Source organism: Achromobacter animicus (genome assembly GCF_040775605.1).
GTDB classification, from domain to species: Bacteria; Pseudomonadota; Gammaproteobacteria; order Burkholderiales; family Burkholderiaceae_B; genus Achromobacter; species Achromobacter animicus.
The window spans coordinates 1,832,614-1,853,636 of record NZ_JAYGJK010000001.1 but is presented as its reverse complement, the minus strand read 5'-3'; the positions used below and the strand labels follow the sequence as shown (position 1 = coordinate 1,853,636).

The following is a 21,023-nucleotide window of genomic DNA, read 5'->3' as shown; positions in this document are numbered from 1 at the left end:
GCAAGAAAGAAGGGTATCTACAGGATTAGATGGATCACGATTGGCGCTGGCGCACGGTCTCGTACAGGCAGACGGCGCTGGCGACACTGACGTTCAGGCTTTCCACCGAACCCAGCATCGGGATGTTGACGAGCTGGTCGCAGGTTTCACGCGTGAGGCGGCGCATGCCCTCGCCTTCGGCGCCCATGACCCAGGCCATCGGCTGGCGCGCGTCGATCTTGTGCATGCTGTCGGTGGCCTGATCGTCCGTGCCGACGAGCCACACGCCGCGATCCTTCAGGCTGCGCATGGTGCGCGCCAGGTTGGTCACCATCAAATACGGAACCGTATCCGCCGCGCCGCACGCAACGCGCTGCACGGTGGCGTTCAGTCCAACCGCGCGATCACGCGGCGCGATCACCGCGTGCACGCCCGCCGCGTCGGCGGTACGCAGGCACGCGCCCAGATTGTGGGGGTCGGTCACGCCATCGAGAATCAGCAGCAGCGGCGGCCCTTCGATCACGTCGAGCACTTCGTCGACATCCACCGCCAACTGGCGCTCTTCGGCCAGCGCCACGACGCCCTGGTGACGGGTGCCGCGCGACAGGCCGTCCAGGCGCTCCATGGGAACCGGGTGCAGACGGCAGCCAGCCCGCTCGGCCTGCTCGATGAATGTCTGCATGCGCTTGTCGCGGCGCGAGGCCTCGACGTAGATTTCCTTGATCGACTCGGGCGCGTGGCGCAGCCGCGCGACAACCGCGTGAAACCCGGCCAGGACTTGGGTCGACGCCATAAAACAATACCTTTAGATAAACGAATACCCGCCCCAGAGGGGGCGGGCCACCGGACAGGACCGGCAATAACCGCAATGTTACCCCTTACAGCCACACCGCCAAACGACGGCATGGCCATAAGGATCCGCGCCGCCGCTCAGTGGCGCTTGCGGGTGGCCTTCTTGGCGGGCGCGGCCCGCTGAGTGGCCTTGGGCGGCTTGCTGGCCTTTTTGGCCGCGGCGCGCCGTTCCTTTGCAGTTTGACCCTTCAGGCCCGCGGGCTTGGGGGACGCGGCCTTCTTGACCCGGCGCATGGGCTCATCGGGCCCGCGCGCCGCCGCCTTGCGCAGCGCGTCGAAACTCGTGCCCTGCACCAGCCGAAACTCGATGCGGCGCGCTTCCAGGTCCACGCGGGACACCTGCACCTGCACCTTGTCCGTCAGGCGGTAGCGCATGCCGGTGCGTTCGCCGCGCAGTTCGTGCAGGGCGTCGTTGAACTGGAAGTACTCGCCGCCCAGCTCCGAGACGTGCACCAGACCCTCGACGTGCAGCGTGTCCAGGGTGACGAAGATGCCGAAGCTTGCCACGCCGGTGACTGTGCCGCTGAAGTCTTCGCCCACGCGCTCCTTGACGAACCAGCACTTGAGCCAGGCCTCGACATCGCGCGAGGCCTCGTCGGCGCGGCGCTCGCTGGCGGACAGCACCAGACCCATCTTTTCCCAGATGGCGTGTTCGTGTTCGCGCTGCGTGCGGCCGATGACGACGGCGTGGTCGTCCAGGCTGGGCACATACCGCTGCCCCGCCAGCAGCGCCTTGATCACGCGGTGCGTGAGCAGGTCGGGATAGCGGCGGATCGGCGAGGTGAAGTGGCTGTAGCCCGGATAGGACAGGCCGAAGTGACCCATGTTGTCGGGGCTGTACACCGCCTGCTGCATCGAGCGCAGGCACATGGTCTGCAGCAGCTGGTAGTCGGGGCGCCCGCGCACGGAATCCAGGAAATCGCCGTAGTCCTTGGCGGTGGGCGTGTCGCCCCCGCCCAGCGACAGCCCCATCGTGCGCAGGAATTCGCGCAGCGACTGCAGGCGTTCCGGCGTGGGGCCTTCGTGGATGCGGTACAGGCCGGGATGCTTGCTGCGCGTCATGAAGTCCGCCGCGCAGGTATTGGCGGCCAACATGCACTCTTCGATGAGCTTGTGCGCGTCGTTGCGCACGGACGGCACGATCTGTTCGATGCGGCCCAGCTCGTTGCAGACGATCTTGGTTTCGACAGTATCGAAATCAATGGCGCCACGCTTCTTGCGGCCTTGCGACAGCAGCTGGAAAAGCTCGTACAGATGCTGGACCTGCGGCATCACGCTGCGCATCGCATGCGCGGCCGGTCCGCCCGGCTGCTGCAGGGCCGCCCAGATGTTCGTGTAGGTGGTGCGGGCGTGCGAGTGCATGACCGCGTTGTAGAACTGGTACGCCGTGACCGTGCCGGCCTTGGCGCCGCTGGCCGGAATGACCATGTCGCACACCAGCACCAGGCGGTCGACGTCCGGATTCAGCGAACACAGGCCGTTGGACAGCGACTCGGGCAGCATCGGAATGACCCGGCGCGGGAAATACACGCTGGTGCCGCGTTCGATCGCATCGTCGTCCAGCGCATCGCCCGGACGGACGTAATGGCTGACGTCGGCAATGGCCACCAGCAGGCGCCACCCCGGACGCTTGCGCTGGCCCGTGCCCAGCTCCACCGGCTCGCAATACACCGCGTCGTCGAAATCGCGGGCGTCTTCGCCGTCGATGGTGATGAGCGGCACGTCGCGCAGATCGACCCGGTCTTTCAGGTCGGATTTGCGGACCGTGTCCGGCAGGCGCGCGGCCTGCTTCAAGGCGCCATCAGTGAAGTCGACCGGCACATCGAACTTGCGCACGGCAATTTCGATTTCCATGCCGGGATCGTCGATCTCGCCCAGCACCTCGGCCACGCGGCCCAGCGGCTGCGTATGGCGCGTGGGCTGCGCCATGATTTCCACCGCGACCACCTGCCCGTGCTGGGCGCCATTGGTGTCGCTGGGCGGAATCAGGATGTCGTGCTTGATGCGCTGATCTTCGGGCACGACGATGGACAGACCATGTTCGTGCAGAAAGCGCCCCACCAGCTTATTGGTGCGGCGCTCGATGACTTCGACGATGGTGCCTTCCGGCTTGCCCCGGTATTCGCCGCCCGGCTTGACCAGCACGCGGTCGCCATGCAGCACCTTGAGCATTTCGCGAGGGGACAGGAACAGATCCGGACCGCCGTCGTCGCGCAGCAGGAAACCGAAGCCGTCGCGATGACCCAGCACCTTGCCCGCCACGAAGTCGAGCTTGGTCGCCAGCAGCAGCACCCCCTTGCGGTTGGGCAGCAACTGCCCGTCGCGCTCCATGGCGCCCAGGCGGCGTTCAAACCCCACCAACGTCGTCTCGCGCTCGACGCCCATACGCTCAGCCAGCTCAGCCGGAGACAACGGCGAACCCGCGGCGCGCAGCGCTGTCAGGATGGCTTCACGGGACGGAACATCAGGGTCGAAGTCCGGCGGCGCTTCGGGCAAGGGTGTTGATCTGTTCTTATTGGATTCGTTATTCGATCGTTTTGCCAAAGCTAAATTTTCCGTATATAATGCGCAGCTTCTGTGGTTCGCCCAAGGCTGAACACTGAAGCAGAAATGGTCAGAACGGTTTTGAGAAAACCGGGTTTGAAAAAACCGATTGTAAAACCAACTGCATTCAGACGCATGGATTAGTTCAAAGCTGGCTGATTAGGTCAACGCTTAAAACCAACCCAAGTGACTGGAACGCAGCGTAGCACATAGTTCTGACAGTATCTTTCAGTGCCCAGGTGGCGGAATTGGTAGACGCGCACGGTTCAGGTCCGTGTGCCGCAAGGTGTGGAGGTTCGAGTCCTCTCCTGGGCACCACGGAATTCTAATCAAGACAGTTTTCAACTGGCTTGGTGAAATAAGGCTAAAAAGCCCCGGAAATCGAAAGGTTTCCGGGGCTTTTGCTTTTGTGTTTTCTTTCTGTGATCGCTTGCCGGAATCTGCGCGCGCCAGATATCAGCGCCGCATCGCCCTCGCTTCGGTTATCGCCAGGGCACCTTGCGATTCAAATGATGACGCGCATAAAGATCGGCGCCCATGCCGTCGATCTGCCCATCGATCAATGCCTCGAACGGCGCAAGCAGCGCGTCAAAGTTGCGCGGCGCCTCGATGGCGTTCAGTGCGTGCGTCACCGCTTCGATGGTGGACAGCGCGCCTGCCACGTCGGCGTGGCGCACCCGATAGCGTGTCGTCAACCCCGGCGGCAGCATCACGCGAGGCAGCGCGGCAAGCGCCGGATTGATGTGCAGCAGCTTGCGCGCATGCCCCCATGTGCCGTCAGGCACGATCAGCCGGACGGGCATGCCCAGGTCCTGGCCATAACCCGGCGTCAGCACCTCGGCGCCCTCTCCGGGAAACAGCAGGCGCGGCGCATGACCCGGCACTGCCCATTCAGACTCCGAAAAGTACTCGCCCACCACACGGCGCGCCCCCGCCAGACCCAGCACCGCAAGACGCGCCGTGTTCAACGCGTGGCGCGCTTCGCTGGGATGCTGCAGCACCACCACGCGAGTACGGCAAGACAACGATGGAATCAACGCGCAAAGGCAATGCGACAGTGGGCGCAGGCAGCGCGTACAGAGGGCTCGAGACATGGGCGACACTATATCGAAAGCGGCCTGTTCGCGGCCCGCCCAAAAAAAAGTGAAAAAAAAGCAGCACGACTTGCACACATCAAAAAAAGTGTGCATAATCTCGTTCCTCTGCTGCTGAACACGAAACGAAGCGAAAGCGACGCAACATGTGAAGCAACAGCGCCCAGGTGGCGGAATTGGTAGACGCGCACGGTTCAGGTCCGTGTGCCGCAAGGTGTGGAGGTTCGAGTCCTCTCCTGGGCACCAATTACTACATCACGAGGTACCTGTCGTGATGCGCCAAAAGAAAAACCCCGAATGCGAAAGCGTTCGGGGTTTTTGCTTTGTGCGCGCGTTTTTGTTTTGCGTGCGCAGGTCTTTGGCACGGTTCTTTGGCGCGGTTCGTTGTTTCGCAGGCGCGGCCTTTCGCTGTTCGCGGACTGCACCGCAGCCCATCGGCTGCGGTGCATGATCGTGCAGCGCCCTACTTCAACGTGCGCGTCATCACCACGTGCGGAATGCCCGCCTCGACAAATTCCTCGCCTTCGGCCTTGAAGCCATGCGCCTCGTAAAAGCCTGCGGCATGCGTCTGCGCATGCAGCACCAGCATGCGATGGCCGTCGCCGTGGCCCTGGCCGATCAGCGCATCGAGCAACTGTCCGCCCACCCCCATGCCGCGCGCACGCTTGTGAACCGCCATCCGGCCGATGTGACCGTCGGGCAGCAGACGCCCCGTGCCCATTGGCGTGCCATCGGGCCCGTAAGCCACGGCATGCACGGACACGGCATCGTCGTCGTCCATCTCGATTTCCGGCGGTACGTTCTGCTCGACCACGAACACCGCATGGCGCACCGAATATGCATCGTCGCGCAAGCGATCCCAGGTCCCCAGCGCGATACGCACCGTTGTTTGTCTATTGGCCGACATGTCCTTCCCCCTACGTTGCAGCAAATGAATAACTGAATCCTACGCCGCATTTTGGCAGGGATGAAGAACGCGCGAAAAGGGGTACGATCGCGGCTTGCCCTTGCCGCCCCTGGTCCGCCATGACGCCTGCCGCACCCCCTGCCTGGTTGAAAGCCGCACCCGCGCTCTTTCTCGTGCTGTGGTCCAGCGGCTTCGTCGTATTGAAGGTGGGCCTGGCCTACGCCGATCCGCTCACGTTTCTGGCGCTGCGCTACGCCTGCGTGCTGCTGATCCTGACCCCCCTGCTGCTCGCCCTTCGTGCGCCGCTCCCCACCCGCGCCAGCGCATGGGGTCATCTGGCCATGGTCGGTTTGCTGTTGCAGGCCGGCTACTTCTGCTTTACCTACCTGTCGCTCAAGCAGGGCATGTCGGCGGGCGGGGTGGCCCTCATCACTTCGCTTCAACCCATTTTGATCGGACTGCTGGCGCCGGCACTCGCGCATGAACGCGTCGACGCGCGGCGCTGGGCCGGATTGGCGCTGGGCGTGACGGGCGCCGCGCTGGTGATCGTGGCCAAGGCCTCGATCGATGTGCTGGCGCCATTGGGACTGACTTTCGCGATCGGGGCCTTGCTTTGCCTGACCGGCGGCACGCTCTACGAAAAGCGCTTCGGCGCCCAGATCCATCCGGTCGCGTCCAACTTTGTCCAGTACGGCGTCGGACTTGCCGTGTCCGCGCCGCTGGCATTTTGGCTGGAACCGATGCACATCGACTGGACGGGCCCGTTGCTGGGTTCGCTGGCATATCTGGTGGTCGGCAATTCGCTCGTCGCCATTACCTTGCTGCTGGCCATGATCCGCCACGGCGAAGCATCGCGCGTGTCCGCGCTGTTTTTCCTGGTGCCGCCCTGCACGGCGATCATCGCGCTGCTGATCCTGCGCGAACCCATCCCGCCGCTGGCCTGGCCCGGCATGGCGCTGGCCGCGCTGGGCATCCTGCTGGTCACGCGCAAAACGGGTAAGACCGGCGACGGCGGCAAGTAGAATGAGCGCCTTTCCGCCTTCGCGCCCTCGCCCATGAACGCCGTCGTCACCGCCGCCCTGCCGGTCTTTGCGTTGATATTGACCGGGTGGCTGGCCGCCCGCTGGCGCATCCTGGGCACCAATGCGACCGACGCCCTGAACCGCTACGTGGTGTACCTGTCCTTGCCCGCGCTGCTGTTTCGCGCCATGACGCAGGTGGATCTGGCGCACATGGCTCACTGGGGATTCGTTGGCGCGTTCGCGGGCGGCGTCGCCATCACGTTCCTGGTGTCCTTTCTGCCGCGCAAGCGCGGACCGCAGTCGCTGACCGACCGCAGCATCGAAGGCCTGGCGGCGTCCTACGCCAACGCCGGCTACATGGGCATTCCGCTATGCCTTGCGCTGCTGGGCGCCGACAGCCTGGCGCCCGCCACGTTCACCACCTTGCTGACCGCCAGCGTGCTCTTCGGCTTTGCCATCGCGCTGATCGAGTTCGACCGCCAGCAGACACCCAATCTCCCCGCGACGCTGCTCAAGGTGGGTCGCGCGCTGGTACGCAATCCGCTGCTCGCCGCCCCGGTTCTGGGTCTTGGCTGGGCCGCCACCGGCGTGGCGCTGCCCGAAGGCGTCGACCGCTATGTGGCCTTGCTGGGCGCATCGGCCAGCCCGTGCGCGCTGGTGACCATCGGCCTTTTTCTCGCGCAGACCGAAACCGCCAGTTCCGGTCCCGGCGTGTTGCGCCTGGTGCTGGGCAAGCTGCTGCTGCAGCCGGCTGCGACGGCGGTGCTGGCGTTCTACGTGTTCTCGATGCCGCCGCTGTGGGCCTGGACTGCCGTTCTGATGAGCGCGCTGCCTATCGGCACCGGCCCCTTCATGCTGGCCAAGATGTATGGGCGCGATGCCCGCGTTACGTCGCGCGCCATTCTCGTCAGCACCGTGGCGTCGGTGCTGACGGTCAGCCTGCTTGTGGCGTGGATCAGCGCGCATCCCGTCTCGTGAACGCGCGAGCACTTTATATAACTTGAAGTTATCGTTAAAGCACAATTCCTTCGTTTGAGAAATTTAACGACAGGACTAGACTGACGGCTATTCCCACGGGTGCGACTACGCACCCGTTTGCATTTACGTCTTGATCCTCGGGATTGCCCATGAGCGCCAACGCTTCCTCCCTGCCCCTGTCCCCGGCCCTGCCGCCCATCCAGATCAACCGCAAGCCGCTGTGGATCGCGCTGCTGCTGGTGCTGGCCGGCGCGCTGTATCTCAACCAGACCGTCAGCTGGCGCCAAGGCGCGCTGTGGGTGATCGGCGCGCTGCTCGGCGTCACGCTGTACCACGCTTCGTTTGGCTTCACGCAAGCCTGGCGCGTGTTCGTGTCGGACCGCCGCGGCGCAGGCCTGCGCGCGCAGATGCTGATGCTGGCCGCGGGCGTGCTGCTGTTCTTCCCCTTCCTGGCCGCCGGCACGCTGTTCGGCCAACCGGTCAACGGCTTCGTGTCGCCCCCGGGCGTGTCGGTCGTGCTGGGCGCATTCCTGTTCGGCATCGGCATGCAATTGGGCGGCGGCTGCGCGTCGGGCACCCTCTTCGCGGTGGGCGGTGGCAACACCCGCATGGTGGTCACGCTGCTGTTCTTCATCGTGGGTTCGGTCATCGCCACAGCCAACTTCAGCTGGTGGTCCAGCCTGCCCGCACTGGCGCCCACCTCGCTCATCAAGACCTGGGGCCTGGCGCCCGCCATCCTCGCCAACCTGGCCGTCTTTGCCCTGATCGCATGGATCGCCACCGTGCTGGAAAAGCGCCGCCACGGCCACGTCATTTCCTTTGCATCGCGCACCGCCCGCCCGGCCTCGTTGCTGCAGGGCCCGTGGCCGCTCATCTGGGGCGGCGTGGCGCTGGTCGTGCTGAACTTCGCGACGCTGGCGCTGGCCGGTCGTCCGTGGGGCATCACGTCGGCATTCGCGTTGTGGGGCGCCAAGGCGCTGGATGCGGTGGGCGGCGACGTCGCCACCTGGGCCTATTGGGCCAAGCAGCCGTCCCTGGCCGCGCCGCTGCGCCAGGACGTCACGACCGTCATGGACATCGGCCTCATGCTGGGCGCACTGGCCGCCGCCAGCGCGGCGGGCAAGTTCGCGCCCGTCTGGAAGGTGCCGGCGCGTTCGCTCGCCGGTGCGGTAATCGGCGGCCTGCTGCTCGGCTACGGTGCGCGCCTGGCCTTCGGCTGCAACATCGGCGCCTACTTCAGCGGCATCCTGTCGGGCAGCCTGCATGCCTGGCTGTGGCTGCCTGCCGCCTTCGCCGGCAGCGCGCTGGGCGTGCGCCTGCGTCCGCTGTTCGGCCTGGCCGTCGAGAAGACGCCCTCAGCGTCCAGTTGCTGAGAAACTGTGTTCCAACAATGGCCTCCTGATGCAGGAGGCCATTTTTTTTGGCTCGCCGTAACGCCAGCCGCCATGCGGGTTTCGGCGCGCCGCATGGCTGCGCGAGACCCGCGGCACCGCGCGCATGTGGGGCGCGCCGTTCATCCGCCAGACGGCTGCGCTGGTGTATGGTGGCTCCATTCCGAAATACGGAGATGCACATGAACTGGATAGCCGGCCGCTTCACGGCCTTTTTCCTGACATTGGCCGGCGCGGTGATCACCGCGGTCCTGGCCGTCACCGCGTCCTTGTGGTGGCTTGCCGCAGCAGTGCCGCTGGCGCTGCTGGGCGCATTGGGCGTGTACGACCTGATCCAGCCGCGCCACGCCATTCGCCGCAACTATCCGGTGCTGGGCAACCTGCGCTTTCTGTTCGAATTCATCCGCCCCGAGATCCGCCAGTATTTCCTGGAAGACGACACGCAGGCCTCGCCGTTCTCGCGCGCGCAACGCTCCATCGTGTATCAGCGCGCCAAGCGCGAGATCGACAAGCGCCCCTTCGGCACCCAGGAAGACGTCTACGGCGACCGCTACGAATGGATCAACCATTCCATGTCGCCCTCGCACATCAATGACACCGACTTTCGCGTGACCGTCGGCGGGCCTGATTGCACGCAGCCCTATTCCATGTCGGTGTTCAACGTATCGGCCATGAGCTTTGGCGCGCTGTCGGCCAACGCGGTGCTGGCCCTGAACGAAGGCGCGCGGCAAGGCGACTTCGCGCACGACACGGGCGAAGGCGGCATCAGCCGCTACCATCGCCAGCCCGGCGGCAGCCTGGTGTGGAACATCGGTTCGGGCTACTTCGGATGCCGCGACGAGCACGGCGCGTTCTCGGAAGAAGCCTTCGTGCGCAACGCCTGTACGCCGCAGGTCAAGATGATCGAGATCAAGCTGTCGCAAGGCGCCAAGCCCGGCCACGGCGGCATCCTGCCGGCGGGCAAGGTGACGATCGAGATCGCCGAAGCGCGCGGCGTGGCGCCCTGGCAGGACTGCAACTCGCCGGCCAGCCATTCCGCGTTCGACAGCCCCATCGGCCTCATGAAGTTCGTGGCGCGCCTGCGCGAGCTTTCAGGCGGCAAGCCGGTCGGCTTCAAGTTCTGCGTGGGGCATCCCTGGGAATGGTTCGCCATCGTCAAGGCCATGCTGGAAACCGGCATCACGCCCGATTTCATCGTGGTGGACGGCGCGGAAGGCGGCACGGGCGCGGCGCCCGTCGAATTCGTGGATCACGTCGGCACGCCGCTGCGCGAGGCGCTGCGCCTGGTGCACAACACGCTGATCGGCGTGAACCTGCGCGACCGCATCAAACTCGGCGCGTCGGGCAAGATCATCACCGCCTTCGACATGGCGCGCGTGATGGCGATGGGCGCGGACTGGTGCAACGCCGCGCGCGGCTTCATGTTCGCCATCGGCTGCATCCAGGCCCAGGCCTGCCACACCGGCAAGTGCCCCACCGGCGTCACCACGCAGGATCCGTTGCGGCAACGCGCGTTGGTCGTGCCGGACAAGGCGCAGCGCGTGGCGAACTTCCACAAGAACACGCTGCACGCGCTTGCCGAACTGCTGGCCGCGGCAGGCCTGACCCACCCCGGCCAACTGCGTCCGCACCATATCGCGCGCCGCATCTCGCCCAGCGAGATCCGCCTTCTGTCCGCGCTGTTTCCGGAACTGGCGCCCGGCGAACTGCTGCGCGGTGAATTCCGCCATCAGGTATTTCGCGCAGGCTGGGCGATGGCGCAGGCGCAGTCGTTCCAGCCCACGCACGACATCACCACCGCGCTCGCGCGCGAGCACGCCGCCCAGGCCGCCGCAGCCGGCAATTCCTGAGCGGCGCGGCGGCCGGGCCTGTCGCAGCACATCGCGCCAAGCCCGCCTGCCGCGTTCGCTACAGCCAGCGCTCGAACATGCGCGAAAACGACTCCATGAAGCGGTCGTCCAGGCCGCGCTCCTTCCAGGCCTCGGGCGTGATCTGCACGGCATCGGCCACATCGCGCTGGAACAGCGCTTCCATCTCGGCCGCGAACTCGGGACCCAGCACCACCGCGTTGATCTCATAGTTCAGCGCAAAGCTGCGCCAATCCATGTTGCTGGAACCGACGGTCGACCAGACGCCGTCGACCACCGCCGTCTTCGCGTGCAGCAGCGCGTCACGCCGTTCGTAGATCTTCACGCCGGCGCGCAGCAGATCGGTGTAGTGAGACCGCCCCGCGTGGAACACCAGCGACGAATCGCTGAATCCCGGCAGCACCAGCACCACGTCCACCCCCCGCCGCGCCGCCGACTGCAACACCTCGATGAACGCGGGGTCCGGCACGAAGTACGCCATCGTGATGTGGATGGATTTCTGCGCACTTTCGAACGCGGACATCAGCGTCAGATAGACCGTATAGCCGTCGCTGCGATCGGGCTGGTTGGCCAGGATGCGGACCGTGGTGTTGCCCACGGGCGGCGCGACCTGCGAATCGCCGCCCTTGATGGGCTCCTTCGCCTGCGACGCCCAACCCGCCTGCAACACCTGCTCCAGTTCGGCGACCGCCGGGCCTTCGATGCGCAGATGCGTGTCGCGCCAGGGCGCGGAATCGGCGTCTTCCGGCGGGTCGCCCGCCTTATCGCCGGAGCCGCCCCCCGAGCCGCCGCCCGAGCCCGAGCCGCCCCCGCCGGAGAACGACGACGACTCGTACACGCTGCTGACGTTGATGCCGCCCAGGTAGCCTACCTTGCCGTCAACGACCAGCACCTTGCGGTGATTGCGCTGGTTCGGCGACCAGCCAGCCCGGGCGTTGACCGGATTGACGGGATTGAAGACGGCCACCTGCACGCCCGCATCGCGCATCCGCTGGAACAACGCAGCGGGCGTCTTGATCGTCCCGACCGCGTCCACCATCAACGAGACCTCGGCGCCGCGGTTGTGCGCCGCGATCAACGCCTCGGCAAAGCGCTGGCCTTCGGCGTCGTCCTCGAAGATGTAGGTTTCCATGTGGACGTAGCGGCGCGCCTGACCAATGGACTGCAGCATCGCCTTGTACGTGCTGGGACCATCAGCCAGAAGGCGCACTCGGTTGCCTTTGACCAGCGGCGCACCGCTGACCGCCTGTTCCACTGCCAGGTGCCTGGCAAGGAAGTCGTCCTTCGGTGTTTGAGGGTCCGCAGCAATGCCTTGCCCGCGACGGTAACTGTCCTGCGCGGCATCCGCGGACAGGCCCGCCTGCGAGGCGCGCGCGTGTCGTTCCTGCGCGTCGGGGACGCTGGCGCAGGCGGCGAGCACGGACGCCACGCACGCAAACAGCACGGCGCGCGCCCATCGGCGCGCGTCGACCGTCAGTTTGTGCAAGGTATTGTGCGGCCCACCCCGGCTCTCGGCCGGTAATGGGCTCATGATGCGCCTCTAGCGTCGGTTGCCTGCCACGAAAATGCAGCCGAGCACGGCGCCCACCAGCGCCGCCACGCCGACCGACTTCCACGCATTCTCATGCACGTACTCGTCCGCGTAAGCGGTGGCCCGGCGGGCCCGTTCGCGCGCGACGACTTCCCAGCCGCCCGCGGATTCACGCGCATCGGCGAGCTGGCGCTTCAGGCGCGCACGCGCCGACTCGATTTCGGAGCCCGTATACGACGCAGTCGAACGCAAGAGGTCTTCCGTTCCGGCAAGCAGCTCGTGGAAGCTGTCATTCACGCGTTCACGATGCAAAGCCATTTCAGCGCGCTGGTGCTTTCGATTCATGGTAGCTCCTTGTTTTTTTTGGACCGTACCCGCGACACCACCATTGCCTGATGCAACGCAGCATCGCCAGGACTGCGGGACACATCGTTCCGCATGGCCGAAGCCCCATTGTCCATAGCAACGGCCATTACTGCCCGAGCTTTCGCAACCAGCCGTAAACCGATATTTCAGCGGCGCGAAACTTGCTGATGGGGCTGTCTGGCCCGTGCCCAAGGTAAGGCAAACACCTTGTCGCTTCCGGCCAAACGCGTTTTCGATTTCGTAAAAGTCCATTGCATTCAGAGGGTTGGCGCTTGACACCCGAACCCCCTCGGCCGCCACAATAGGTCTTCGCAATGCGCTTCAACCGCCCCAAAAAGGAACTGAACGCATGGTTTCCCCTTCCGCACTCCTTGCCGCCGTTTCTCCTGAATTCGTCGCGCAAGAACCGCAGCATCAAAGCGCCGAGCAGATCGAATTGCACGACGGGTTGTTGGACAGCCCGGCCCACATCGACCCCAAGTTTCTGTACGACGCCCTCGGCTCGTCGCTTTTTACGGCCATCACGCAGCTGCCCGAGTACTACCCGACGCGCTGCGAGGACGAAATCTTCCGCCGCCATGGCGCGGATATCGCCCGCCACGTCGGTCCGGTGCAGGCCATGATCGATCTGGGCGCCGGCGACTGCGTCAAGGCCGAGCGGCTGTTTTCAAGCCTTCGTCCCAGCCACTATGTGCCGGTCGACATTTCTGCCGACTATCTGCAGGCGGCTGTCCGCCGGCTAAAGCTGTCCTATCCCGACATGCGGATCACGGCCGTGGGGCAGGATTTCTCGCATGAACTTGCGTTGCCGGCCGACATCCCGACGCAGCAGCGCCTCTTCTTTTATCCGGGCTCCAGCATCGGCAACCTGGGTCCCGACAGCGCGTACGCCATGCTGCGGAGGATTCGCGAAGCGTGTCCCGGCGGCGGGCTGCTGATCGGCGTTGACCGCGTCAAGCCCAGAAGCGTGCTTGAACCCGCGTACGACGACGCGTTGCATCTGACCGCCGCGTTCAATCTGAATCTGCTGCGCCACGTTAATGCGGTGCTGGGCAGCGATTTCAATGTCGACGACTGGCGCCATGTGGCCATCTTCAATAGCGAACGCTCGCGGGTCGAGATGCACCTGGAAGCGCAGCGCGCATTGCGCGTGACCTGGCCCGGCGGCCATCGCGACTTCAAGCGCGGCGAGCGCATCCATACGGAGAACTCGTACAAGTTCACGCCACAGGTTTTCAGCGACCTGCTCCATCGCGCAGGCTTTGGCAATGTCGAACACTGGTCGGATGCCCGAGACTGGTTTTCTGTTTTCAGCGCCCGCGCCTGACGCGGGACCACCCACGACGCCCCCCGGAGGATCGCCATGGACCCCGCATGCCTGCTGACCCATCCCGCCATCGCGCCCTACGCGAGCGGACAGGCTGGACAGCACGACCGCTACGACGCCGTGCGCTCGACCACGACCGCGCTGGCCGCGCCACTGAGCCCCGAAGACTGCCAAGTCCAATCCATGCCGGACTGCAGCCCCGTCAAATGGCATCTGGCCCACACCACCTGGTTCTTCGAGACGTTCCTGCTGGCACGCTTCGACACATCGACGCCGCCCTTCCATCCGCAATACCGGATGCTGTTCAATTCCTACTACAACGCTGTCGGCGCAAAACATCCGCGGCCGCAGCGCGGCCTCCTGTCGCGCCCGCCGCTCGCGGAGGTGCTGCGGTACCGCCAATACGTCGACGAAGCGATGCACGCGCTGATTTCGCGGCTGGGCAGCAACGATGCCGACTTCGACGCCCTGCTCGAACTTGGCCTGAACCACGAGCAGCAGCACCAGGAATTGATCCTCACCGATCTCAAGCACATGCTGTCGGCCAATCCGCTCAAACCCGCCTACGTGGCGCCCGGCCAACCCGCACAGCCGCCCGCCACGGACGCCGGCTGGACCCGCTACGAGGGCGGCATCACGCGCATCGGCCACGACGGACGCGGCTTTGCGTTCGACAACGAAGGCCCCGCTCACGACGTCCTGCTGACGCCCTTCTCTCTTTCTGATCGTCTCGTGACCCAGCGGGAATTCCTGGACTTCATCAACGACGGCGGCTATGAGCGGCCCGAACTGTGGCTGTCCATGGGTTGGGACATGGTGTGCGCGCAAGGCTGGCGCGCCCCGCTGTATTGGGAAAGCGACGACGATGGCTGGCGCGTCTTCACATTGCGCGGCATGCAGGCGCTGGAACTGGAGGCGCCCGTCACGCACGTCAGCTATTTCGAAGCCGACGCCTATGCGCGATGGGCGGGCGCACGCCTGCCGCGAGAAGCCGAATGGGAACACGCCGCCCGGCAGATGTCCGAAGACACCTACTCGGCCCGCGCCAACCTGCTTGAAAACGGCCACCTCGACACGCGCCCCGCCCCCGAACGCAACGGCCAGCGCGGTCCGGTGCAGCTGTTCGGCGACGCGTGGGAATGGACGTCGAGCGGCTACGACGCCTACCCCGGCTTCAAGCCCAGCGCTGGCGCGGTCGGCGAGTACAACGGCAAATTCATGTGCAACCAGTACGTGCTTCGAGGCGGCTCCTGCGCCACGCCGCGCGATCACATCCGGCCCAGCTACCGCAACTTCTTCCCGCCAGAGGCGCGGTGGCAATTCTCAGGGATTCGGCTGGCTCGGGATGATTGAGGGGATTTGCGCCGCTGGCGAGCCGTTTGGATCACCGGATTGGCCGGATCTGAAAAAATTGGCGCCGGTTCGCTTGCACTGCCAAAAAACTTCGTGCTAGAATTTCGTTCTTCGTTGAGCAGCAATTGCAACGCAAACTGTTCAGCAAAAGGGATGGCGCATTAGCTCAGCCGGTTAGAGCGACGGAATCATAATCCGCAGGTCCCCTGTTCGAATCAGGGATGCGCCACCAAAGAATTCAAAAGGCCCGCACATTGTGCGGGCCTTTTTCGTTGGCGGGGTGGAACGAAGGACGCGGGGTTCACTCATGCTCGACGAGCCCGAATCAATCGTGAAACAAAAAATGGCCCGCACACCGTGCGGGCCATTTTCATTCGGACAATACAGGCCTCAGCCCATCAAGTCCGATACACCGTATCGCGCCGGCGGCCGCCCCACGTCGCCGCCAGGCTTGCCACGAACGCGCCGATCAGCATCGACGCAAAGCCCCACAACGCGAATGCCGCAGCGGCCTTGCGCGCCGCGTCCGCGGCCTCCTTGGCCTTTACCTTGGCTTCTTCCGCGGTCTTCTTGGCGTTCTGGATCGCCTCGTCGACGCGGCGTTGCGCCACGGCGGGCTCAACGCCGGCCTGCGCGGCCACGACCTTCACCACGTAATCGCGATCAGCGGGCGTCATCTCGCCACGGGTGATGCTCATGGCAACGATGCGGCCCACTTCGGCACGTGCCGCTTCCGGGTCAGTGTTGGCCTCGGGACGTTCCGAGCGCATCAGGGTGTCGGTGAGATAGTCGGTGGCGCGTTCCATGCCACCGTTGCTGCCTGCACCCGCCGCGCCGGCCGTGGCGGCCGCAGTTGCCGCGGTGCCGGCAGTGGCTGCCACCGATGCGCCGGCCTTGGCCACGCCCGATGCCATGGACGCCAGGGCCGACCCCAACAGCGCGGCGCTGACCACAGCGCTCAGCGCCCAGACCAGAAAGCCATGCGCGGTGTCGCGGAAGTAGACCTCATCCGAGTGCACGTCGACCCACTTGGTGCGCAGGCGTCCAGCGACATAGCCGCCAATGCCGTACGAGAGGATCTGAGTGAGCAGCATCCAGACAATGATGCCAATACCGATGGTCGGGGCCGACACGCCCTCGTCGCCCCACGGCGATACGGACAGGAAACCCAGGCCGGTGCCACCGGCAAACAATGCGAGCGAAAGCGCGGCGGCAATCACCGCGCCGGCGAAGACCGCCGCCCACGACACGGCCGAAATGGAGGACTCACGTGGAGGCACGCCATCGGCATAGGGTTGGCTCAATGAAGACGTATTTTGCATGATCGATCCTTGTCCAGAGTCTTACGCAACCGCGCGGACGCGGGTGCCAAAGCGGAAATGACGAACCGGCCTTCAGTGCCAGAACAGCGCCAGCAGAATGATGATGGGAATGGGCACGCCAAGCAGCCACAACAGGATGGAGCGCATGGAAACCTCCTTGCTTCGATAAATGGATATGGGTGAAGTGACGCCGGCCGCAATCAGGCCAGGTCGATGGTGCCCGGAGCACGGGGGTCCGGCGCGGGCGGCGTGGGGTCGATGACGTCGGGATTGTCGGTGGGACGACCCGGGTCCGGACGCGGATCGTCCGCAGGGGCGGTACCCGGAAGCGCCGGATCGTCCGGCGTGAGATCGTCCGGCTGTCCGGGTTCTCGATGCGGGATCTGGGACATGATTGCCTCTCCTTCAAGCAGCGCAAGATGCGCCTCGGATGAGCATCAGCAAGTGACGTGCCCGGCCCCCATCAGGGTGTCAATACCATCAGCGAAACGTAAGCGCCGTCAGTCCTTGCGCCGATTGCCGGCGGGCACGACCCCGCGATCGGGCGTCTCGCCCGCAAGAAAAGCAACGACCGCGGCCTTGCCGGCGGCAGAGGCCTCATCCTGGCTGGTGTATCGCTTGTCCGAGTAATTGGTGCTGCGCACATTTCCAGATTCAGGATCAAGCAGCGTGATGATCCATGCGAATTCACCTGGCGCAAGCTGCCGGACCTGCAAGGTGGCGCGCGTGCCGGGACGTAGTTCTTGCGGCATCTGGCGGCCTCTTCCGTGTTTCGATGACGCCATCGTAGCGCAATCGCGGGGGCCCGCCACGGACGGACGCGGCGCGTGAAAAATGCTGCGCTTGCACACGGTTTTCATGCTGCAGACTGCGCGGCTAATCCGCCACAAAGCGCCCTGCCTGCAAGGAAAACCCTAGGGTGCAGTCCTGCAATACAGGCGCACAATCGTCTCAAACATAAGACCGCAAAGCGGCGCCGAATCCCCTAAATCAGGCGAGGACGGAGACAACATGACTTACTTGGCAGTTTTCATGAGCTGTTTGATGGTTATGGGTATCGTCGCGTTGGTGATTCAAACGATACGAAGCGCTGGGCCCGAGCCCTGGCTGAAGATATCGGCGGCGATTGTCAGTTCCACCTTTGCATCGCTGATGCTGGTCCCGTTGGGGTTCGCCGTGGCCCTGACGATGCTCGTCGAGTAGTCTCCCCCACCGTAGACCAGGCCCGGACTATCCGTTGCGGGCCGGTCTGCCGCGGGTTGCCGCCCAACACAACAATGAACCGGCGGTGACCATCGCCACGCCCTGCCAGAACGACAGGGTGAGCGGCGTCGCCAACCAGAGCGCGGCAAAGAAGGTGGAGAAGACCGGCGTGAAGTACGACGCGGTGGCCAGCAAGGTCAGGTTGCCTCGCAGTATCCCCACGTTCCAGAATGCGTAGCCGCTGGCCATTGCGCCGCCGGCCACGCATAGCTCGATCGTGGCGGGCGCCGTGAACGCAAGCGCGGGTTCCGCGCTGATCGCATATTTGATCCACAGGACAGCAGCGGTCAGCACGAAAAACAGCGCGACGCCGTTCTTGCCGTCGGCAAAGCGTTTGGTCACGTTGCAATACACGGCCCAGATGATGGCGCCGCTGAACGCCAACCCATAACTGAGAGGATTGCTCGACACATTGGCAACGGTGCGTTCATACGACAGCCCGCCGGCTCCGCCCACGACCCACACGATGCCGCACACCGACAACAAGATGCCCGGCGCTACCCAGATGCTTGCCCGCTGGCCATTGATGAGCATGGCAAACACGACCGTCAGACACGGCCACAGATAGTTGACGATGCCCAACTCGATGGCTTGCCCCCGATCGGCCGCGAATCCCAGCGACAGCGACAGGCAGATCTCGTAAGCGACGAACAGCATGCTGCCCACGATGAGATAGGACCGGGGAAACGTGCGCAGCTTCGGGAAGCCCAGCAACAACACCAGGAAGATCGAACCCACCGTATAGATGAGCGCGGCGCCGCCGATCGGGCCAAAGTTTTCACTGACGCCACGAATCAGTCCGACGACCGTGCCCCATAGCAGGATCGCCAGCAAGCCGAGGGAAGTGGCCGCATTCCGGCCAGGATTCAATTGCATTACCGATTCCGATTGCGCGCCGGGCCTTTACGAGAGCTGGGCTGGCCCGGCGCCAAGGCGGCAAGTTTAGCGAAAACCGAACGGAGAAATCGCGGCATGGCTATTTCGACACGCAGGATGAGCGACGTGCTGGCAAGCACGGATTCGGGGCGGCTTTACCGCATTGAAGTGTTCTTGCGGGCGGAGGATGCGGGCGCCGGCATCCTGCCGCGAACCGGCGGGCGCTACATATTCAGAACGTCCGAAGGTGACGCCGTCATCGCGCTGGACGACAAGCGGTATCGTCTGGGATCCGGCGAGGTCCTGACTGCGCTGGCGCCGCGCCACGACACCTGACTCGCCCGGCCCCGCGGCGGGATTACTGATCCAGCGCCACCCGCCGCTTGCCCAGACCCTTGGCCCGATACAACGCCACGTCCGCGCGCTCGAGCAACTGCAGCATGGTCGTGCCCGATTGCGGATACACGGCGATGCCGATGCTCGCCGACACCGCGACGCGCACGTTGGGATACGGCAGCGACAGGCTCTCGACCAGCGCCTCGGCAACCAGCCGCGCGTTCTCCTGGTTGGCGCCCAGCAACAACACGGCAAACTCGTCACCGCCCAGGCGTGCCGCCACGTCGGAAACCCGGATGGCGCTTGCCATGCGGTCAGCGGCCTCTTTCAGCACCGTATCGCCCGCGGCATGACCATGCATATCGTTGACAGCCTTGAAGCCGTCCAGGTCGATGGCCAGGATCGAGAACGCCTCGCCGCTGCGCTGCGCGACCGCCAGCTCACGCAGCACGAGTTCGCCGAACAGCACCCGGTTGCACAGACCAGTCAGCGGATCGTAGTGCGCCAGATGCTGCGCGCGCGCCAGCATGCGCGACGCCTGCAGCATGGCGGCGCCCACTTCCTGGGCTTCCTTGATGCGTGTGGCTGGCAGTTCCACGGTGCGGCCCTCGCCCAGCGCCAGCGCCGGCGCGACGAGCCCCTGCACGGCCGACGTCAGCCGGCTCGCCAGCCTGATCGCCAGCCACAGCCCCAGGCCGAACGCGAACAACGTGCCCATGCCGATCCACGCAATGGAACGATAAAGGTCCGTGGTCAGCAATTGCATCGGCGCGCCGGCGGCAACCGTCCAGCCCGACAGTGCCGACCGGCTGAACGCGGTGTAGACCGGCGTGCCTTCCTTGGTGATCGTTTCGAGCGACCCCTCGCCTTCCTGCTGCACGGCGCGGGCCAGCGCGGGCACCGCCTTCTGGCCAACGAATTTCGACGTGTCGCGGGTGCGGGCGACGATGGTTCCGGCGTCGTCCAGCACGGCAGCCACCCAGCCCTCGGGCAAGGCGCGGCGGCCCAACACGTTGCCGATGCGTTCGGGCGACAGCCCCACATTCAGGCTGTAGACCACCTCCCCGCCTCGCACGACCGGCACGCCGAGCGCGATGGTGGGATCCTTGGTCAGACCGCCGGTGAACAACCCCGTCAGCACGGGCATGCGCGTTTGGAAGACGCGAAGCAGCTCATCTGGCGCGCCGGTGGACGGTAACGCCGTGCCGTAGGGCACTTGCGTGTTGATGATCTGGCGCCCTTCCTTGTTGGTCAGGACGTAGCTGTCGACGATCTGGAACCGCACGGACTCGCGCGCACGGCGATGAAAACCGGCAAGGTCTCCTTCGACCAGGTCCGGCGATGACGCCAGCATCTGCAAGCCGGCTTCGACGCCCGTGAGCTCGCGATCGAGGATTGCCGTGAGATTGCGCGCCAGAAAGATGGTGTCGCGAAAGATGCGTTCCTTCTGGATGACGTAGCTTTCGTAGACCGCGACCGTCGCCACGATGAGCGCGGGGGTGATACAGGCAAAGACAAGGGCCAGCAGACCCGTGCGCATGGAGTAGCGGCGCGCCTGGCGGCGGCGCACGCCCGCACGCGTTTCGCCGTCAGACATGGCGCGCCTCGCCACTCAGGTTCCGCATTGCGCGGACGTTCGACCTAAACAACACCCGTGGGCTCATGCGCCTCCCCGTACGCCCTCCCGGCACCCCCGCCGGGCCTGGATGGAAACTCAGAGATTATTGCAGAACGCGCCCGCTGCCGCCTTTTGCGGCCTACGTCTCTTCCAGATCCGGCGTGCCGGTAAATTGGCTCTTGAGCAGCGTCAGCGCGCCTTTTTCGGCCAGCGCCTCGTTGGGGAACACGTGCTTGGTGTCTTCCAGGATGGGAAAGCCGAAGACGCGTACACGGGTGTGGTACCCCTCAGGCGTTTCGGCAAATTCGATGTCAAAGTTGCGTTCTTCGATCCAGCCCGACCGATGCAGTTTCCATTCCATATCCAACGCGCTCCTGTTTGGCGAAGTTGACACGA

General features: G+C 64.9%; 20 protein-coding genes and 3 tRNA genes. 11 read left to right on the top strand and 12 right to left on the bottom strand.

The window, feature by feature from the left end:
- Nucleotides 1–34: 34 nt before the first annotated feature.
- Both rlmB and rnr read right to left on the bottom strand, forming a co-directional pair.
- The gene (rlmB, locus tag AB3147_RS08370; RefSeq protein ID WP_239212115.1) at nucleotides 35–772 is read right to left on the bottom strand and encodes a 23S rRNA (guanosine(2251)-2'-O)-methyltransferase RlmB; all 738 of its coding nucleotides are present in this window, start codon (nucleotides 770–772) and stop codon (nucleotides 35–37) included.
- Between the two features lie 137 nt (nucleotides 773–909).
- Nucleotides 910–3,375, bottom strand: coding sequence for a ribonuclease R (rnr, locus tag AB3147_RS08365; protein ID WP_367351711.1), 2,466 nt, complete (start codon nucleotides 3,373–3,375; stop codon nucleotides 910–912).
- 233 nt (nucleotides 3,376–3,608) lie between these two features.
- Here rnr and AB3147_RS08360 point away from each other — a divergent pair.
- Nucleotides 3,609–3,693: transfer RNA gene (locus AB3147_RS08360), tRNA-Leu, on the top strand.
- Between the two features lie 164 nt (nucleotides 3,694–3,857).
- Here the strand turns inward: AB3147_RS08360 and AB3147_RS08355 are convergent.
- Nucleotides 3,858–4,469 carry a tRNA-uridine aminocarboxypropyltransferase gene (locus tag AB3147_RS08355; RefSeq protein WP_218345076.1) on the bottom strand — a complete coding sequence of 204 codons (612 nt, stop codon included), beginning with the start codon at nucleotides 4,467–4,469 and terminating at the stop codon, nucleotides 3,858–3,860.
- Nucleotides 4,470–4,630: 161 nt separating this feature from the next.
- Here AB3147_RS08355 and AB3147_RS08350 point away from each other — a divergent pair.
- Nucleotides 4,631–4,715 (top strand) — tRNA-Leu (locus AB3147_RS08350).
- Nucleotides 4,716–4,932: 217 nt separating this feature from the next.
- Here the strand turns inward: AB3147_RS08350 and AB3147_RS08345 are convergent.
- Complete coding sequence (locus AB3147_RS08345; RefSeq protein ID WP_175124586.1) at nucleotides 4,933–5,376, bottom strand: GNAT family N-acetyltransferase; 444 nt, start codon at nucleotides 5,374–5,376, stop codon at nucleotides 4,933–4,935.
- A gap of 119 nt (nucleotides 5,377–5,495) precedes the next feature.
- Here AB3147_RS08345 and AB3147_RS08340 point away from each other — a divergent pair, with 119 nt between their 5' ends.
- From AB3147_RS08340 to AB3147_RS08325, 4 genes are all read left to right on the top strand, one after another.
- Nucleotides 5,496–6,398 (top strand): DMT family transporter, encoded by a 903-nt coding sequence (locus tag AB3147_RS08340; RefSeq protein WP_367351710.1) that lies wholly within the window; start codon nucleotides 5,496–5,498, stop codon nucleotides 6,396–6,398.
- 33 nt (nucleotides 6,399–6,431) lie between these two features.
- A complete protein-coding gene (locus AB3147_RS08335) occupies nucleotides 6,432–7,376 on the top strand; it encodes an AEC family transporter (protein WP_218345077.1) in 945 nt (314 codons plus the stop codon).
- Nucleotides 7,377–7,525: 149 nt separating this feature from the next.
- Complete coding sequence (locus tag AB3147_RS08330) at nucleotides 7,526–8,749, top strand: YeeE/YedE family protein (protein WP_218345078.1); 1,224 nt, start codon at nucleotides 7,526–7,528, stop codon at nucleotides 8,747–8,749.
- Between the two features lie 200 nt (nucleotides 8,750–8,949).
- Complete coding sequence (locus AB3147_RS08325) at nucleotides 8,950–10,617, top strand: FMN-binding glutamate synthase family protein (RefSeq protein WP_218345079.1); 1,668 nt, start codon at nucleotides 8,950–8,952, stop codon at nucleotides 10,615–10,617.
- Between the two features lie 58 nt (nucleotides 10,618–10,675).
- Here AB3147_RS08325 and AB3147_RS08320 read toward each other — a convergent pair whose 3' ends face one another.
- Nucleotides 10,676–12,166, bottom strand: coding sequence for a phospholipase D-like domain-containing protein (locus AB3147_RS08320; protein ID WP_367351709.1), 1,491 nt, complete (start codon nucleotides 12,164–12,166; stop codon nucleotides 10,676–10,678).
- Nucleotides 12,167–12,175: 9 nt separating this feature from the next.
- Nucleotides 12,176–12,511: a DUF883 family protein gene (locus tag AB3147_RS08315; RefSeq protein WP_175124592.1), complete on the bottom strand. Its 336-nt coding sequence runs from the start codon at nucleotides 12,509–12,511 to the stop codon at nucleotides 12,176–12,178.
- Nucleotides 12,512–12,881: 370 nt separating this feature from the next.
- Here AB3147_RS08315 and egtD point away from each other — a divergent pair, with 370 nt between their 5' ends.
- The 3 genes from egtD to AB3147_RS08300 all read left to right on the top strand — a co-directional run bounded on the left by egtD (nucleotide 12,882) and on the right by AB3147_RS08300 (nucleotide 15,444).
- The gene (gene egtD / locus AB3147_RS08310; RefSeq protein ID WP_367351708.1) at nucleotides 12,882–13,859 is read left to right on the top strand and encodes an L-histidine N(alpha)-methyltransferase; all 978 of its coding nucleotides are present in this window, start codon (nucleotides 12,882–12,884) and stop codon (nucleotides 13,857–13,859) included.
- A 36-nt stretch (nucleotides 13,860–13,895) separates the two neighbouring features.
- Complete coding sequence (gene egtB / locus AB3147_RS08305) at nucleotides 13,896–15,212, top strand: ergothioneine biosynthesis protein EgtB (RefSeq protein ID WP_367351707.1); 1,317 nt, start codon at nucleotides 13,896–13,898, stop codon at nucleotides 15,210–15,212.
- A 155-nt stretch (nucleotides 15,213–15,367) separates the two neighbouring features.
- A tRNA-Met gene (locus tag AB3147_RS08300) sits at nucleotides 15,368–15,444 on the top strand.
- Between the two features lie 166 nt (nucleotides 15,445–15,610).
- Here the strand turns inward: AB3147_RS08300 and AB3147_RS08295 are convergent.
- The 3 genes from AB3147_RS08295 to AB3147_RS08285 all read right to left on the bottom strand — a co-directional run bounded on the left by AB3147_RS08295 (nucleotide 15,611) and on the right by AB3147_RS08285 (nucleotide 17,286).
- Nucleotides 15,611–16,534, bottom strand: coding sequence for a hypothetical protein (locus tag AB3147_RS08295; protein WP_367351706.1), 924 nt, complete (start codon nucleotides 16,532–16,534; stop codon nucleotides 15,611–15,613).
- A 200-nt stretch (nucleotides 16,535–16,734) separates the two neighbouring features.
- Nucleotides 16,735–16,926 (bottom strand): hypothetical protein, encoded by a 192-nt coding sequence (locus AB3147_RS08290; RefSeq protein ID WP_175124598.1) that lies wholly within the window; start codon nucleotides 16,924–16,926, stop codon nucleotides 16,735–16,737.
- Between the two features lie 108 nt (nucleotides 16,927–17,034).
- Nucleotides 17,035–17,286 (bottom strand): hypothetical protein, encoded by a 252-nt coding sequence (locus AB3147_RS08285; protein WP_343737669.1) that lies wholly within the window; start codon nucleotides 17,284–17,286, stop codon nucleotides 17,035–17,037.
- A 259-nt stretch (nucleotides 17,287–17,545) separates the two neighbouring features.
- Here AB3147_RS08285 and AB3147_RS08280 point away from each other — a divergent pair, with 259 nt between their 5' ends.
- Entirely contained in the window at nucleotides 17,546–17,737 is a 192-nt protein-coding gene (locus tag AB3147_RS08280; protein ID WP_175124599.1) for a hypothetical protein, read from the top strand.
- A gap of 27 nt (nucleotides 17,738–17,764) precedes the next feature.
- Here AB3147_RS08280 and yddG read toward each other — a convergent pair whose 3' ends face one another.
- Complete coding sequence (gene yddG / locus AB3147_RS08275; RefSeq protein ID WP_175138761.1) at nucleotides 17,765–18,673, bottom strand: aromatic amino acid DMT transporter YddG; 909 nt, start codon at nucleotides 18,671–18,673, stop codon at nucleotides 17,765–17,767.
- Nucleotides 18,674–18,769: 96 nt separating this feature from the next.
- On the opposite strand from yddG, the gene AB3147_RS08270 reads away from it, so the two are divergent.
- On the top strand, nucleotides 18,770–19,009 hold the full coding sequence (locus tag AB3147_RS08270) for a 6-phosphofructokinase (protein WP_175124601.1): 240 nt from the start codon (nucleotides 18,770–18,772) through the stop codon (nucleotides 19,007–19,009).
- Nucleotides 19,010–19,031: 22 nt separating this feature from the next.
- On the opposite strand, the gene AB3147_RS08265 is transcribed toward AB3147_RS08270, so the two are convergent.
- Together AB3147_RS08265 and AB3147_RS08260 are read right to left on the bottom strand one after the other, a co-directional pair.
- Nucleotides 19,032–20,606 carry a sensor domain-containing diguanylate cyclase gene (locus AB3147_RS08265; protein ID WP_367351705.1) on the bottom strand — a complete coding sequence of 525 codons (1,575 nt, stop codon included), beginning with the start codon at nucleotides 20,604–20,606 and terminating at the stop codon, nucleotides 19,032–19,034.
- A 160-nt stretch (nucleotides 20,607–20,766) separates the two neighbouring features.
- Nucleotides 20,767–20,988, bottom strand: a complete 222-nt coding sequence (locus AB3147_RS08260; RefSeq protein WP_191576547.1) for a hypothetical protein — start codon at nucleotides 20,986–20,988, stop codon at nucleotides 20,767–20,769.
- Between the last annotated feature and the right edge of the window lie 35 nt (nucleotides 20,989–21,023).